This window comes from Pseudomonas sp. S2_H01, assembly GCF_054668305.1.
In genome coordinates this window covers 531,873-547,948 of the sequence record NZ_CP162756.1, presented here as the reverse complement: position 1 = coordinate 547,948, position 16,076 = coordinate 531,873, and the positions used below count along the sequence as shown (strand labels likewise).

The following is a 16,076-nucleotide window of genomic DNA, read 5'->3' as shown; positions in this document are numbered from 1 at the left end:
GCCATGCCCGCTTCCGCAATCCGAATTGGCATCAACCCGATTTCCTGGAGCAACGACGACCTGCCGGCCCTGGGCGGCGAAACGCCGCTGAGTACCGCGCTCAGTGAAGGCAAGGAAATCGGTTATGAAGGGTTTGAGCTCAACGGGAAATTTCCCAAGGACGCCAAAGGCGTCGCCGATGTCTTGAAGCCTTACGAACTGGCGCTGGTGTCGGGTTGGTATTCCAGCCGTCTGGCCAGCCGTTCGGTGGCGGAAGAGATCGAGGCCATCGCCGGGCACGTCGACCTGCTCAAACACAACGGCGCCAATGTGCTGGTGTACGGCGAGGTCGCCGACTCGATTCAAGGCCAGCGTATTCGTTTGGTCGAGCGCCCGCGTTTTCACAGCGACAGCACCTGGCAGGCGTACGCTGACAAACTCACGGAGCTTGCGCGCTTCACCCTGTCGCAGGGTGTGCGGCTGGCGTACCACCATCACATGGGCGCTTACGTCGAATCCCCTGAAGACATCGACCAGTTGATGGCGCGAACCGGCAGTGAAGTCGGTCTGCTGTTCGATTCGGGCCATTGCTACATGGGCGGCGGCGAACCGTTGCAGGTACTGCGCAAACACATTGCTCGCGTGTGTCACGTCCATTTCAAGGACGTGCGCAAACCGGTGGTGCAATTGGCGCGTAACAACCTGTGGAGTTTTCCGGATTGCATCGTCAACGGCACGTTCACCGTGCCGGGCGATGGCGACATCGATTTCGCGGCCTTGCTGGACGTCTTGATCGAGGCCCGTTACGAAGGTTGGCTGGTGGTCGAGGCCGAGCAGGACCCGGCGGTTGCGCCCAGCTACGTCTATGCGAAGAAAGGCTATGAAACGCTGCGCGATCTGCTGGCAGCTGCTCAAGAAAGCCACTTGGGTTTACATCAGCCTGCACAAAGGAGCCTGTGAGCATGAATCTCCTGGTCAAGAGCAAAGCCGAGGGCCGCGATGTGGTTGCGCTCGGTGAAGGCGTGCTGGAATACGTCGGTTTCGCTGCCCATCGTCTGACCGTCGGCGAACGTCTGCCGGTCACCGCTGGTGACAAGGAATTGTGCCTGGTGCTGCTCAGCGGTCGCGTCAGTGTCAGCGGCGAAGCGCCGGGGCAGGGCGCGTTCAATTGGGAAAACATCGGCGACCGGCAATCGGTGTTCGAAGACAAATCCCCGTTCGCGGTGTACCTGCCGCCCAACAGCCAGGCGCAGGTCACGGCGTTGAGCGCGGTACAGATCGCCGTGTGTGCCGCGCCGGGCGACCCGAGCAAGGACTTGCCGGCGCGGCTGATCACGCCTGACGCGATGAAACGGAGCGTGCGCGGCAAGGCCGCCAACACCCGTTACGTGTGCGACATCCTGCCCGATTCCGAGCCCGCGCATTCGTTGCTGGTGGTCGAGGTGCGCACGCCGTCCGGTCATTCCTCCAGCTACCCGCCGCACAAGCACGACAAGGATGATCTGCCGCACGAGAGCTTCCTCGAGGAGACCTATTACCATCAGGTCAATCCGCCCCAGGGTTTTGTGTTCCAGCGTGTCTATACCGATGACCGCAGCATCGACCAGGCCATGGCCGTGGAAAACAACGATCTGGTGACCGTGCCCAAGGGCTATCACCCGGTCAGCGTGCCGTATGGCTACGAATCCTACTACCTGAACGTGATGGCCGGGCCGAAACGCGCCTGGCAATTCCACAACGATCCCAAGCATCAGTGGTTGCTGGATCTTTGAGTTCACCCCTGTTTTGAAGGAGCCCGCAATGAGCAATGCCCCGATTATCGGCCACTACATCAATGGCCAGATGCACGACGCGAGCGAGCGTTTCAGCGATGTATTCAACCCGGCGACCGGCGCCGTGCAGGCCCGTGTGGCCCTGGCCGAACTGAAGACCGTCGACGAGGCCGTCGCTGCTGCCCAGGCGGCGTTTCCCGCGTGGGCCGATCAGTCATCCTTGCGCCGCGCGCGGGTGATGTTCAAGTTCAAGGAATTGCTCGATCAGCACCATGACGAACTGGCGGAAATCATCTGCCGCGAACACGGCAAGGTGTTCTCCGATGCCAAGGGCGAAGTGGTGCGCGGCATCGAAATCGTCGAGTTTGCCTGTGGCGCGCCGACGCTGCTGAAAAGCGATTACAGCGACAACATCGGCGGCGGCATCGACAACTGGAACCTGCGCCAGCCACTGGGCGTATGCGCCGGTGTCACCCCGTTCAACTTCCCGGTGATGGTGCCGCTGTGGATGATTCCCATGGCACTGGTGACAGGCAACTGTTTCATCCTCAAGCCTTCCGAGCGTGACCCATCCGCCAGCCTGTTGATGGCGCGACTGTTGAAGCAGGCCGGCCTGCCGGACGGCGTGTTCAACGTGGTGCAGGGCGACAAGGTGGCCGTGGATGCGTTGCTGCAACACAAGGGCATCGAGGCGATTTCTTTTGTTGGCTCGACGCCGATTGCCGAGTACATCCATCAGCAGGGCACCGCGCACGGCAAGCGCGTTCAAGCGTTGGGCGGTGCGAAGAACCACATGATCGTGATGCCCGATGCCGACCTGGATCAGGCCGCCGACGCGCTGATCGGCGCCGCGTACGGCTCGGCGGGTGAGCGCTGCATGGCGATTTCCGTGGCCGTGGTGGTGGGCGATGTCGGCCAGAAACTGATCGACAAACTGTTGCCGCGCATTGACGCACTCAAGGTCGGCAACGGCATGAACGCCGACTCCGACATGGGGCCGCTGGTGACGGCAGTGCACAAGGCCAAGGTCGAGGGCTACATCGATCAAGGCGTGAAAGAGGGCGCGAAACTGATCGTCGACGGGCGCAATTTCAAGGTGCCTGGCGCTGAAAACGGGTTTTTCGTCGGCGCTACGTTGTTCGATGACGTGACCCCGGAGATGACCATTTATAAGGAAGAGATTTTCGGGCCGGTGCTGGGCATCGTTCATGTGCCGGACTTCGCCGCAGCGGTCGAGTTGATCAACGCTCACGAGTTCGGCAACGGCGTGTCGTGCTTCACCAGCGACGGCGGCATTGCCCGTGCCTTTGCGCGAAACATCAAGGTGGGCATGGTCGGCATCAACGTGCCGATTCCGGTGCCGATGGCCTGGCACTCGTTCGGCGGCTGGAAGCGCTCGTTGTTCGGCGACCACCATGCCTACGGCGAAGAAGGCCTGCGATTCTACAGCCGCTACAAGAGCGTCATGCAGCGCTGGCCGGACAGCATCGCCAAAGGGGCGGAGTTCAGTATGCCGACGGCGAAATGATCGAGGTCTCCATTTGAAATGCGATTCTTTGTGGGAGCGAATTCATTCGCGAGAGGCCGGGAAATTCGACACAAAAATGGGTTGGCTGTCAGATCGCATCGCGAATGAATTCGCTCCCACAGAAGACCTCATCGCCCCGAACACCGCCTCCAATAACAACAAGGTGCAAGCATGACCACGACACGGTTGACCATGGCTCAGGCCCTGGTGAAATTTCTCGATAATCAGTACGTCGAAGTGGACGGCGTGCAGAGCAAGTTCGTTGCCGGGGTGTTCACGATATTCGGTCACGGCAACGTGCTGGGCCTGGGTCAGGCGCTGGAGCAGGACAGCGGCGAGCTGATCGTGCATCAAGGGCGCAACGAACAAGGTATGTGCCACGCGGCAATGGGTTTTGCCAAGCAGCACCTGCGGCGCAAGATCTATGCGTGCACCTCGTCGGTCGGACCGGGTGCGGCGAATATGATCACCGCGGCGGCGACTGCGTCGGCCAACCGCATTCCGCTGCTGTTGCTGCCGGGTGACGTCTACGCCAGTCGTCAGCCCGATCCGGTGTTGCAACAGATAGAACACTTCCACGACCTCAGCATCAGCACCAACGATGCGTTCAAGGCCGTCAGCAAATATTGGGACCGGATCAACCGGCCCGAGCAATTGATGAGCGCCGCGCTCAACGCCATGCGCGTACTGACAGACCCTGCCGACACCGGCGCCGTGACCCTCGCCTTGCCGCAAGACGTGCAGGGCGAGGCGTACGACTACCCCGACACCTTCCTGCAAAAGCGCGTGCACCGTATTGATCGTCGTCCGCCGACCCAGGCGATGCTCAAGGACGCAATGGAGCTGCTCACGGGCAAGCGCAAGCCGTTGCTGATTTGCGGCGGCGGGGTGCGTTATTCCGGCGCGGCAGCCGAACTTCAGGCGTTTGCCGAGCGGTTCGACATTCCGTTCACAGAGACCCAGGCGGGTAAGAGCGCGATTGTCTCGGCTCACCCGCTGAACATGGGCGGCATCGGCGAAACCGGGTCGCTGGCAGCCAACACGCTGGCACGCGAGGCGGATCTGATCATCGGCGTCGGAACGCGTTACAGCGACTTCACCACCGGCTCGAAATCGCTGTTTCAGAACCCGGACGTGCAGTTTCTCAACCTCAACGTCGGCGCATTCGATGTGCAGAAACTCGACGGTGTGCAAGTGCTGGCCGACGCGCAATTGGCACTGCAATCGTTGAGCGATGCGCTGGGTGACTACACCGCCGGTTGGGGGGATGCGCCGAAGCAGGCCAGGGCGGCGCTGGATGCCGAGGTGGATCGGCTGTACGCCGTGGAGTATCAGACTCAGGACTTCGAACCCGAAGTCAGCGGGCACCTCGACCCCCAGGTGCTGCGCGATTTCATCGAAATGACCGGCTCATGCCTTACCCAGAGCCGCGTGCTCGGGATACTCAATCAACGGTTGCCTGCCGATGCGGTGATCGTGGCGGCAGCGGGCAGTCTGCCAGGCGATCTGCAACGGGCCTGGCGCAGCACCAGTGTCGACAGTTACCACGTCGAATACGGGTATTCCTGCATGGGCTACGAAGTGAATGCAGCCCTCGGCGCGAAGATGGCTGCGCCCGAACGCGAGGTTTATGCACTGGTCGGCGATGGCTCCTACATGATGCTGCACTCGGAGCTGGCGACCTCGATTCAGGAGCGGCGCAAGATCAACGTGGTGCTGCTGGACAACATGGCGTTCGGTTGCATCAACAACCTGCAGATGGGCAATGGCATGGGCAGCTTCGGCACCGAGTTCCGCTTCCGCAATCCCGAAAGCGGGTTGCTCGATGGCGAGTTCGTGCCGGTGGATTTCGCCATGAGCGCCGCCGCGTATGGCTGCAAGACCTACACGGTGAAAACCGTCGAGGCGCTTGAGGCCGCCTTGATCGACGCGCGCAAACAAACCGTGTCGACGCTGATCGACATCAAGGTTCTGCCCAAGACCATGATCCATGGCTACCTGTCGTGGTGGCGGGTGGGCGTGGCCGAAGTGTCGACGACGGGCACCACCGCAGAGGCCTACGAACGGCAGAAAGCGATGCTGGCCAAGGCCCGTCAATACTGAATTAAGTAACCCCTGTAGGAGCGTGGCTTGTCCCGCGATCTGCCCGGGTTTGCGTCCGGCGCATCGGCAGTAAATCCATCGAGCGCAGCGTGTCAGGTTTATTCGGGTTGCAGGTTTCACGACCGGTTCCCGGCCGATCGCGGGACAAGCCACGCTCCTACAGGAAACGGAGAACACATTATGAAAATCGGACTCATCGGCTACGGCAAGGGCGGGCGCTTCTTTCATGCGCCGCTGCTGGCCAGCATGCCCGGCGCAACCTTTGCCGGTGTGGTGACGTGCTCACCCGAACGACGCCAGGCACTGAGCCAGGATTACCCCAAGGTCCCGGCCTTCGACAGCCTGGCCGACATGGTTGCGGCGGGCGTCGATGCCGTGGTGATCTCCACACCCTTGGCCTCACGGCGTGCGTTGATCCTGGAGGCAATCGAACTCGGTGTGCCCGTGGTCAGCGACAAACCTTTTGCGCCCGACGCCAAACAGGCGCAGGAACTGGTGGATGCCGCCGAACGCCGGGGCGTGTTGCTGGGCGTGTACCAGAACCGTCGTTGGGATTCGGATTACCTCACGGTGCGCAAGTTGATCGATCAAGGCGTACTGGGTGAGGTCAGCCGCTTTGAGTCCCGCGTGGAGCGCTATTCACCTTCATCGGTGGGCAAGGAAAGCGGCGGCGGGATTCTGCGGGATTTGGGCAGTCACCTGGTGGATCAGGCGTTGCAACTGTTCGGGCCCGTTAAACGGGTGTACGCCGAACTCGAATTCGCAACCCCGGAACAAAAGGTCGATCACGGCTTCTTCGTTTCACTCATTCATGCCAGCGGCGTGACCTCGCATCTGTGGGGCAACTGCCTGCAAAACGCTCAAGGCCCACGCTTTCGGGTCAATGGTTCGCAAGGCTGCTATACCGTTGATGGCCTCGACGGACAGGAGGCGGCGGCGCTGGCGGGGCTGTCCCCCAAATCCGAGGGCGAACGCTGGGGCGTCGAGGAGCATCGCCGCTGGGGCTGGTTCGAGCAGGGCGAACACCGCGAGCGCGTGCCTTCCGAGCGCGGCAGCTGGCCAGAGTTCTACCGGCAGTTGCAGGACGCGGTGATGAATCAAGGGCGTAACCCGGTGGACGCACGGGATGCCGTCGCATCGGCGAAAGTGCTGGATGCCGCCAGGGTCAGCGCGCAGGAAGGGCGGGTGGTGGCGCTGTAACGGTTGCCAAGGGGTCAAAGGGTGGGACGAATTCATTGGCGAAGCACTGTGTCAGGCGATAGGGACGTGTGGAATGTGCCTGCCTCTCGCGAATGAATTCGCCACAGTAGGTGTGCATCAGCCGTTTTTCCGCAAGGTTGCATGCAGTGAAAATCAAAATAGAAATAAATTCTAAAATCTGTTGAAGTAGAAATTATTTTCCAATAGAGTCATTTCCAGGTTGCCGACTATCGACGTCCGAACCTGCTGTCGGATGCTTGCGACGCCAGGCCGGACGAACGAACCAAAACAAGAAAGCCAAAAAGACAGGTACCGTCGATGAACATTTTCAAACATGCCGCCAGGGCTTGCCGATCAGTATCCCGCGCGCTTCTCGTTGCTCCCCGCGTCGTCCTGCACGCGAAACCCTTTGTGACCCCTGCCATTGAGCGCGTCTTGGAAACCGTTGCCCGCGTGCTGTGCGTGGAGAGCCACGGCGTGATGGTGTGCGGCACCTCGGCGGCGTCGGTCGCGCACTTCACCAATCCCCACTTCTCGAATCAAAGCACCGTTCTCAATAAACCAGCAGTCCTCTGAACACCCAGCAGTCGTTAGCCAATTCACTACAACAACAAGAATTTGGAGAAAGACCGTTCATGATTACCAAAGCCCGTTTTACCTCTCTTGCACTGGCCCTGATGCTCAGCAGCGGTGCCGTCATGGCCGCCGACCTGAAGATTGGTGTCGCCATGTCGCAGTTCGATGACAACTACCTGACCTACATGCGCGAAGACATGGGCAAGAAGGCCAAGGAAATGGGCGGCGTCGACCTGCAGTTCGTCGATGGCCGCAACGACGTGAACAAGCAGCTTGACCAGGTGCAGGAGCTGATCGGCAAGAAAGTTGACGCGCTGATCGTTAACCCCGTAGACACCGCCGCCACCGGGCGCATCACCAAAGCCGCTACTGAAGCCAAGATCCCGCTGGTTTACGTCAACCGTCGTCCAGATGATCCCAAGTTGCCCGCAGGCGTTGCCTCCGTGACCTCTGATGACAAAGAGGCCGGTCGGATGCAGATGCAATACATCGCCGACAAACTCAACGGCAAAGGCACCGTGGTGATCCTGCTGGGCGAACTGTCGAACAACTCCACCCGCGACCGCACCGAGGGCGTCAAAGAAGTCCTGAAAAAATACCCTGCCATCAAGATTACCGAAGAACAGGAAGGCGCATGGGACCGCCAGAAAGGCATGGACATCACCAACAACTGGTTGACTCAAGGTCGTGATTTCAGTGCGGTGCTATCCAACAACGATGAAATGGCCATCGGCGCGTCCATGGCCCTGAAGCAGGCGCGCAAAAAGCAGGGCGACGTGCTCGTCGCCGGTGTCGACGGCACGCCTGACGGTCTGGCGGCGGTCAAGAAAGGTCAATTGACCATCTCGGTGTTCCAGGACGCCAAAGGCCAGGGCGAAGGCTCCATCGACGCGGCCGTGAAGCTGGCGAAGAAGGAGGCCTTGCCGCAACAGGCCATCGTGATTCCGTTCAAGCTGATCACGCCGGAAAACGTCAGCACCTTCAAATAACGTTCACAACACAACAACTGACAGGACGCAGAGGTCGGCAGTGCCGCACCTCTGTCACCGATGTCACTTGAGGAGCCTGTGACCATGTTCGCTTCCGCTACTGCTTCGACCGCGGCCCCGACCGATGCAACGAGCGATGTCGCTGCAACCACCGCCGAGCATCCCTACCTGCTGGAAATCACCAACATCAGCAAGGGGTTTCCTGGCGTGGTGGCGCTGGACAACGTCGAACTGCGCGTGCGTCCGGGCAGTGTGCTGGCCTTGATGGGGGAAAACGGCGCGGGCAAGTCCACCCTGATGAAAATCATCGCCGGCATTTACCAGCCCGACACCGGTGAGATCCTGCTGCGGGGCAAGCCGGTGGTGTTTGAAACGCCGCTGGCAGCGCTGCAATCGGGCATCGCGATGATTCACCAGGAACTCAACCTGATGCCGCACATGAGCATCGCCGAGAACATCTGGATCGGCCGCGAGCAGCTCAACGGCCTGCACATGGTCGACCACCGCGCCATGCATCGCTGCACTGCCGAACTGCTGGGGCGCTTGCGCATCAATCTTGATCCCGAGGAGCAGGTGGGCAACCTGAGCATCGCCGAGCGGCAGATGGTCGAGATTGCCAAGGCCGTGTCCTACGACTCTGATGTGTTGATCATGGACGAGCCCACTTCTGCCATCACCGAAACGGAAGTGGCGCACCTGTTTTCCATCATTGCCGACCTGCGTGCCCAAGGTAAGGGCATCATCTACATCACCCACAAAATGAACGAAGTATTCGCCATTGCCGACGAAGTCGCGGTGTTTCGCGACGGCGCTTACGTCGGCTTGCAACGCGCCGACAGCATGGACGGTGACAGCCTGATCTCCATGATGGTGGGCCGGGAATTGACGCAGTTGTTCCCTGAGCGGGACCAGCCCATCGGCAAGCTCATGCTGTCGGTGCGCGATTTGTCGCTTGAGGGCGTCTTCGAGGGTGTGTCGTTCGATCTGCATGCGGGCGAAGTCTTGGGTATCGCCGGGTTGATGGGGTCAGGGCGCACCAACGTGGCGGAAACCATTTTTGGCATCACCCCCTGCACCCGTGGAGAAATCCACCTGGACGGTGCGCCCATCAAAGTCACGGACCCCCATTTCGCCATCGAGAAAGGCTTTGCGCTGCTCACTGAGGACCGCAAGCTCAGTGGCCTGTTTCCCTGCCTCTCGGTGCTGGAAAACATGGAAATGGCGGTCCTGCCGCATTTCGTTGGCAACGGTTTCGTGCACCAGAAAGCCTTGCGCGCCTTGTGCGAAGACATGTGCAAGAAGCTGCGGGTGAAAACGCCGTCGCTGGAGCAGTGCATCGACACTTTGTCCGGTGGTAATCAACAGAAAGCCCTGCTAGCGCGCTGGCTGATGACCAACCCGCGGGTGCTGATTCTCGACGAGCCCACGCGCGGTATCGACGTGGGCGCGAAGGCTGAAATCTATCGGCTGATCGCGTTGCTCACCAGTGAAGGCATGGCCGTGATCATGATTTCCTCCGAGCTGCCGGAGGTCCTCGGCATGAGCGATCGGGTGATGGTCATGCACGAAGGCGAAATGATGGGCACCCTCGACCGCGCCGACGCGACTCAGGAGCGGGTCATGCATCTGGCGTCGGGTAATTCGACTCATTGAAGGCCCGTTTGCCAATGGCCCGCTGCGGGTCTGAACAAGAATAAGAGGCACGTATGAAGATGAACGCGATACTGGAAAACAAACCGGCTCTGGCACCGACCAAGCACAAGCGCCGCCTGCCCACCGAACTGAGCATCTTTCTGGTGCTGATCGGCATCGCCCTGATCTTCGAAGTGTTCGGCTGGGTCGTGCGCGATCAGAGTTTCCTGATGAATTCTCAGCGGCTGGTGCTGATGATTCTGCAGGTGTCGATCATCGGCATGATCGCGATCGGGGTGACTCAGGTGATCATCACCACCGGGATCGACCTGTCCTCGGGCTCGGTGCTGGCGCTGACGGCCATGATCGCGGCCAGCCTCGCTCAGTCCTCCGACTACACCCGAGCGGTCTTTCCTTCGTTGACGGATTTGCCGGTGTGGATACCCGTTGTGGCCGGACTCGGGGTCGGTCTGCTGGCAGGTGCGATCAATGGCAGCATCATTGCCATCACCGGAATTCCGCCCTTCATCGCCACGCTGGGCATGATGGTGTCGGCCCGCGGCCTGGCGCGTTTCTACACCGGCGGTCAGCCTGTGAGCATGCTCAACGACTCCTACACCGCCATTGGTCAGGGCGCGATGCCGGTGATCATCTTCCTGGTGGTCGCGGTGATCTTCCATATCGCCCTGCGCTACACCAAATACGGCAAGTACACCTACGCCATCGGCGGCAACATGCAGGCGGCGCGGACTTCCGGCATCAACGTCAAGCGCCATCTGGTGATCGTCTACAGCATCGCGGGGCTGCTGGCGGGACTGGCGGGTGTCGTGGCGTCGGCGCGTGCCGCGACCGGTCAGGCGGGGATGGGCGTTTCCTATGAGCTGGACGCCATCGCCGCCGCGGTGATCGGCGGCACGAGCCTGTCGGGCGGCGTCGGCCGGATCACCGGCACCGTCATCGGCGCGCTGATTCTTGGGGTCATGGCCAGCGGATTTACCTTCGTGGGCGTCGATGCCTATGTACAAGACATCATCAAAGGGTTGATCATCGTCGTCGCGGTGGTCATCGACCAATACCGCAACAAACGCAAGCTCAAGCGCTGAGTGTTTGAGAAACGTTGAAAAGGGCCTGGTTCAGGCCCTTTTTGTTTTTAGCGAGTTTGAACGCGGACGCGCGTGACGGGTCAGACACCGTCGGCACTGTACCTGCGACGATCGGCGTGAGGGCACGCACAAACCCGGTTTCGCCCAGCACTGGCGGGGATTTGAGGGCTTGTTGAGCGAATCTTGTTCAATTATGTTGCCGAGTACGAAACCCGGCCTTAGACTGCCGCCCCTCGTAAATTGAGTGCCCGATGGCGCTTGGAGACTACGGCGCTTTTCAAACACGGGCCAAGGCGCTCCCTTGATTCGCCTTAATGCACGTTTTTTTATAGAGAAATCAATGACCAAGGAAAAGTTGCTGGCGATGCCGGCCGATGACTACATGAACGCGGAGCAACACGCTTTCTTCGTCAAGCTGTTGCAAGACATGAAAGTGGAAATCCACGAGCGCATCGAGCAGAGCCGTATCGCTATCGAAAGCCTGGACACCCCGGCTGATCCTGCTGACGCTGCTTCCGTCGAAGAAGAGCGTCACTGGCTGGTCAACGTGATCGACCGCGATCAGCGCATGCTTCCGCAGCTGGAAATGGCCCTGACCCGTATCGCCGAAGACACCTTTGGCTGGTGCGATGACAGTGGTGAGCCTATCGGCCTGAAGCGTTTGCTGATCAGCCCGACCACCAAGTACTGCATCGAAGCCCAGGAACGCCACGAACAGATCGACCGCCACCAGCGTCAGGCCTGATCCAGCCGACGTGAAGGCCAAGGCCCGACTGCCTGTATGCAGGCAGTCGGGCTTTTTGTCGTCCGCAGTTTGCTGAGTTGCACCAGACTCACCTTCATTTGTAAATCCGACCGACTACCACCATCGGCTCATGGCGCATGGCCGCCATGTGGCGTTTAATGCTTGCAAAATAATAAGCAGGTGGGTCACGGATATGGCTGCGAATGGACGTTACACAGGGACGCTTTCCCCACAACTGCAACCGGCCGTTGCACAACCCCCTGCACCGTCCTGGCGCCGGGTGGGGATCTCGATGCAGAGCGTCGCGCTGTGCGGGCTGTTCGCGGCCATGGCGTGGGGCGATGTGTCGGTGTATGCCTGCCTGCCATTGGGTCTGTTGACGCTGTGGTTGCCGCGTCTGCTGACGCCGCGTGCGGTGGCCGCGCCGCGCGCCGTTGAGGAAGACGCCATCGGCAAGCTGACCCGCGACCTTTCCCGCAGCACCAGCCACAATGCGCTGTCTGCGGCAGCGGTGGCGTTTTCGGTCAAGCAACTGGCGGGCAAGCTGCAGTCTCAGGTCGATGCGGCCGAGCAGATCGTCAGCAGCGCCGACGTGATGATCGCCACCGAACGCGCGACGTCCTCCCTCAGTCAGCAAGCCCTGAGCGCCGCCAGCGAGGCGCGGCAAAGCAGCGATGCGGGACTGACCGTCCTCAACGAATCCATCGCCCTGATGCATCAGCTCAGCGAACGCGCCGACAACAGCCGGCACTTGATCGAAGCCCTCAGCCAGCGCAGTGAGGACATCCAGCGGGTGACGGCCGTGATTCAGTCCATCGCCAGCCAGACCAACCTGCTGGCGCTCAACGCCGCTATTGAAGCCGCCCGGGCCGGTGAGCATGGTCGCGGCTTTGCCGTAGTCGCCGATGAAGTACGCGGGCTGGCGCGGCGTACCGCCACGGCCACCGGCGAAGTCGGGGACATGGTGGCCGACATTCAGCGACGCACCGCGCAGGTGGTTGAACAGATCCGCCAGTTGTCCGGCGACCTGAACGGCGGTGTCGCGCACGTGGAAATGACCGGTCAGCAGCTCGCCAGCATTGCGCGACTGGCGGCGGGTGTAGAGGGGCAGGTCAATGAGATTGCCTTGGGCGCGCAGACCAATCAGGCGCAACTGAGCAGCCTTTTCGTGGCCGTGGAACAGATGCGCAGCGACCTGGCCATCAGCGACGACCAGACGCGCCAACTGGCCAAGTCGGCGGTGCAGATGGAAGGGCAGGCGGAGACGATCAGTGAACGCCTGGCGGAGGTCGGGCTGGACGATTATCACCAGCGTGTTTATGACCTCGCGCGTGAAGGCGCCAGCCAGATTGCGCAACAGTTCGAACGGGACCTCGATCAGCGGCGGGTGAGCCTGGAAGACTTGTTCGACCGGTCTTATCAGGCCATTGCCAACACGTTCCCGACCAAATACCAGACCCGTTTCGACCGTTACACCGATCAAGTGTTGCCGGTCATTCAGGAGCCGTTGCTGTCGCGTCATGAGGGCCTTGTGTTTGCGATCGCCTGCACCCAGCAGGGGTATGTGCCGACCCACAATCAGGCGTTCAGCAAACCGTTGACAGGCGATGGCGCGGTCGACGCCGTGAGCAACAGGACCAAGCGCAAATTCGATGACCGAACGGGCATTCGCTGCGGCAGCCACCAGCAACCTGTGCTGCTGCAGACCTACACCCGGGACACCGGTGAGCTGATGCACGATCTGTCGGTGCCCATCATGGTGAAGGGCAGGCATTGGGGAGGTCTGCGCCTGGGGTACAAGCCGGAAAGTGGAACCAGCAAGATCGGTTGAGGGTGCGATAAGCGGGGGCTGACCGACAGCGAGGTCGGATGAGAGGGGTCAATAAAGAGCAGGCGGTTGTATCTAAGGGTTGTTTAAACGGGATTTGTTTGTTTAGTTTTGCAACGGGCGCTCGGAGATAATTGCTGGATAAGTGGGATAAATGAGGTTGACGGTTTTAATGGTCTGATAAACGAGTGGGACGTTTCTGAAGTTCAATTCTCCCCGTTGACGCTGTCAGGGGTGTGAGCATTCTGTGAGTGATAGGTCCGGTTACAAGAAGTCCGGATTAACGTCAACCCTCACAGGTGATTAACTTATGACAGCACTACTTGCACAAACAGGTTCAGGCTCCGCGGCGAGCGCGTTGAGCGCTACCGTGCGCATCGGCGTGTTCTTTGACGGGACGGGCAACAACCGTGTCAATAGCCAGATCGGCGCCGATTGCCAGGCAATGGCTGAAATTTATAACAATGCTCATATCAAGGAATGCGGTGGTCGACATTCCGATCCCTCCAGCAGTTACAGCAATGACCTCACTAACATTGCTCGACTGGCCGCGTTATATCGGCGTCAACCGAAAGCCATGAACGCCGGTGACGGATTGCGGGTGTATCACGCCGTGTATGTTGAAGGCGTGGGTACAACGTCTGGCGGGCGAGATTCCAGAGTGTCCGGCCAGGGATTTGGCCGAGGTAATACGGGCGTCGTTGCGAAAGTCTATCGAGGCGTCAAAAAGATTGGCGATGTACTCGATACCTTTGAAACTGACAATCCAGGGTGCGTGATTGCAGCACTCGAACTGGATCTGTTCGGCTTCAGCCGCGGTGCGGCATCTGCCCGCCATTTCGCCAATGAAGTGCTCAAAGGGCCGCGTGGTGCCCTTGTGTCGATTCTCAATCCTCGCAAGCTGCCGCTGGCTGCAGAATTCTCCTGGGACAGCGGCTGCATACGTCTGAAAGTGATCGGGCTGTTCGACACTGTGGCGGCAGTGGGTGGCATTTCCGACCTGGGTAACGTCCGCGATGGGGTCAACACCCGGGTCAATCTGTTTCTGCCTCCGGGGTGTGCGCAGCAGGTTCTGCACCTGGTGGCCGCCGACGAGCACCGACGTAATTTCTCCTTGAACAGCGTGGCGCCTGACTGGCCCCGGGAAATCGTCGTGCCGGGGAGTCATTCCGATGTTGGCGGCGGATACCACCCTCAGTCGGTGGAGAAGATTGCACTGACCCGACCGCGTCGCAGCCAGGTCAAGGCAGACACCCCATTCGATAGCACGGATGCTTGGCTGGAAACCCACGCCGAGATGGTTCGCGTGGATGCGCAGCGCTGGATCGACCCGCTGGACGATACGGCATCGATGGGGGTGGAGTGCATCGAGCGAATGATGCAGCGCGGGTCAGGGACGAAGAGCGTCGTGGCGACCGTGATGTTGGAGCGCCGGGTGTTCGGTCATCTGTCCAGAGTCTACCTGCGCGTCATGCACGCGTTGGCGTGCGACGAAGGCGTGCCGTTTCAACCTGTTCCCGAGTCGCCGGACCTGAGCCTGCCACCGGAGTTGCGGGAGGTCGCGGTTAAGCTGATTGCTCATGCGCGCGGGCAGGGCGGGTCATTGAGCGAAAGCGATCTTCAGATGCTGTACCGACGCTACATTCATTGCTCGGCGCATTGGAACAGCACGCTGGGGCGACGTGGGACGCTGGTGGACAGCTTGTTTGTGCATGCCCCCGCCCGTGGCGGACGACTGCGGTTTCCAAACGAGAGTCAGTCGGGGTATCCGCATTAGTCCGGCCTTGTGGTTGAGACGGGTATTTTGTTACCGATCATGCAAGAAACCTATTCCGCAGATAGCTTTTTCCCCAGCTGGTCGGTGATTAAGATGCAGCTATCAGACAATGCTCCTGAGATCCCCGGAGGATGCGATGCAGAGCAAGATCGATGTCGCCGTGATGATTGGCCTGGGCGTACCCCAATCGTTTCGAGACAGGGGCCAGCGTGTTTGCTGGGTCGTGTTAATCAACGGCGAACAACGTGGAACGGCTTTTTCAAGCCGGGCCGAAGCCGAAGAATGCCGCAGCGCGTGGATGCGGCAACTGACAATGGCGGCCTGAAGGGCCGCCATTGCTTTCAGGGCCGTCGCTCAGTCGGCTTTGGTCGAATGGAGCAGTTCGTTGAGCTCGTCCACGACGGGCGCCCATTCGGCGTCCACGTGTAACTCCTCTTTTAGAAAGCGTGCCTGTTGCGGTGTCCAGAAGTCCGCATCAATCAGCTTCACGTCATCGGGCAACGAATGGGCGCTGACAAACGCGTCGATGCTCGCCTGATCGGAGTCAAGGCCCAGCTGTTCGAACAGCGTCGCAAGTGTCGGTGGAGTAAGTTCCATGGTGTCTCCCTGGCGGGTCAAAGACCCGGGTTAGCGTGGGCGTGAATGAAGCATGTGCTGCATGTGAGTCCTTTGAGGGGGCAAGAGTTCTCAGTGTTCGCCTTAACGATTCAGCGGCCGCCGTTCGGGTTGTCCAGAGGATTGGACACAGCACTGTCGGGACGTTCGTGCACAAAATTGGCCACATAACGGACGAAAGGCATATATCCCGTATAGACTCTGAGCCGGTAGAATCCACAGCCATGCC

Annotated in this window: 14 protein-coding genes; 13 read left to right on the top strand and 1 reads right to left on the bottom strand. The window is 60.2% G+C overall.

Features of this window, described 5'->3' with window-relative positions:
* Nucleotides 1–3 precede the first annotated feature (3 nt).
* From iolE to AB4N84_RS02430, 13 genes are all read left to right on the top strand, one after another.
* On the top strand, nt 4–939 hold the full coding sequence (iolE, locus tag AB4N84_RS02490; protein ID WP_460045131.1) for a myo-inosose-2 dehydratase: 936 nt from the start codon (nt 4–6) through the stop codon (nt 937–939).
* A 2-nt stretch (nt 940–941) separates the two neighbouring features.
* The gene (gene iolB / locus AB4N84_RS02485) at nt 942–1,751 is read left to right on the top strand and encodes a 5-deoxy-glucuronate isomerase (RefSeq protein ID WP_074758395.1); all 810 of its coding nucleotides are present in this window, start codon (nt 942–944) and stop codon (nt 1,749–1,751) included.
* A gap of 28 nt (nt 1,752–1,779) precedes the next feature.
* Nucleotides 1,780–3,279, top strand: a complete 1,500-nt coding sequence (locus AB4N84_RS02480; protein WP_074758397.1) for a CoA-acylating methylmalonate-semialdehyde dehydrogenase — start codon at nt 1,780–1,782, stop codon at nt 3,277–3,279.
* 171 nt (nt 3,280–3,450) lie between these two features.
* Nucleotides 3,451–5,382: a 3D-(3,5/4)-trihydroxycyclohexane-1,2-dione acylhydrolase (decyclizing) gene (gene iolD, locus AB4N84_RS02475; RefSeq protein WP_460045130.1), complete on the top strand. Its 1,932-nt coding sequence runs from the start codon at nt 3,451–3,453 to the stop codon at nt 5,380–5,382.
* Between the two features lie 180 nt (nt 5,383–5,562).
* Nucleotides 5,563–6,582: a Gfo/Idh/MocA family protein gene (locus AB4N84_RS02470; protein ID WP_460045128.1), complete on the top strand. Its 1,020-nt coding sequence runs from the start codon at nt 5,563–5,565 to the stop codon at nt 6,580–6,582.
* A 318-nt stretch (nt 6,583–6,900) separates the two neighbouring features.
* Nucleotides 6,901–7,158, top strand: a complete 258-nt coding sequence (locus tag AB4N84_RS02465) for a hypothetical protein (RefSeq protein WP_460045127.1) — start codon at nt 6,901–6,903, stop codon at nt 7,156–7,158.
* A gap of 59 nt (nt 7,159–7,217) precedes the next feature.
* Entirely contained in the window at nt 7,218–8,147 is a 930-nt protein-coding gene (locus AB4N84_RS02460; protein WP_460045125.1) for a sugar ABC transporter substrate-binding protein, read from the top strand.
* Nucleotides 8,148–8,231: 84 nt separating this feature from the next.
* Nucleotides 8,232–9,800, top strand: coding sequence for a sugar ABC transporter ATP-binding protein (locus tag AB4N84_RS02455; protein WP_460045123.1), 1,569 nt, complete (start codon nt 8,232–8,234; stop codon nt 9,798–9,800).
* Nucleotides 9,801–9,859: 59 nt separating this feature from the next.
* The gene (locus AB4N84_RS02450; RefSeq protein ID WP_074758532.1) at nt 9,860–10,882 is read left to right on the top strand and encodes an ABC transporter permease; all 1,023 of its coding nucleotides are present in this window, start codon (nt 9,860–9,862) and stop codon (nt 10,880–10,882) included.
* A 340-nt stretch (nt 10,883–11,222) separates the two neighbouring features.
* Entirely contained in the window at nt 11,223–11,627 is a 405-nt protein-coding gene (locus AB4N84_RS02445; RefSeq protein WP_062390457.1) for a TraR/DksA family transcriptional regulator, read from the top strand.
* Nucleotides 11,628–11,757: 130 nt separating this feature from the next.
* Nucleotides 11,758–13,458, top strand: coding sequence for a methyl-accepting chemotaxis protein (locus AB4N84_RS02440; RefSeq protein ID WP_460045122.1), 1,701 nt, complete (start codon nt 11,758–11,760; stop codon nt 13,456–13,458).
* Between the two features lie 307 nt (nt 13,459–13,765).
* A complete protein-coding gene (locus tag AB4N84_RS02435; RefSeq protein ID WP_460045121.1) occupies nt 13,766–15,232 on the top strand; it encodes a T6SS phospholipase effector Tle1-like catalytic domain-containing protein in 1,467 nt (488 codons plus the stop codon).
* A 136-nt stretch (nt 15,233–15,368) separates the two neighbouring features.
* A complete protein-coding gene (locus tag AB4N84_RS02430; protein ID WP_074758412.1) occupies nt 15,369–15,557 on the top strand; it encodes a hypothetical protein in 189 nt (62 codons plus the stop codon).
* Nucleotides 15,558–15,586: 29 nt separating this feature from the next.
* Here the strand turns inward: AB4N84_RS02430 and AB4N84_RS02425 are convergent, their stop codons facing one another.
* Nucleotides 15,587–15,829 (bottom strand): DUF2789 domain-containing protein, encoded by a 243-nt coding sequence (locus tag AB4N84_RS02425; protein ID WP_074758414.1) that lies wholly within the window; start codon nt 15,827–15,829, stop codon nt 15,587–15,589.
* Between the last annotated feature and the right edge of the window lie 247 nt (nt 15,830–16,076).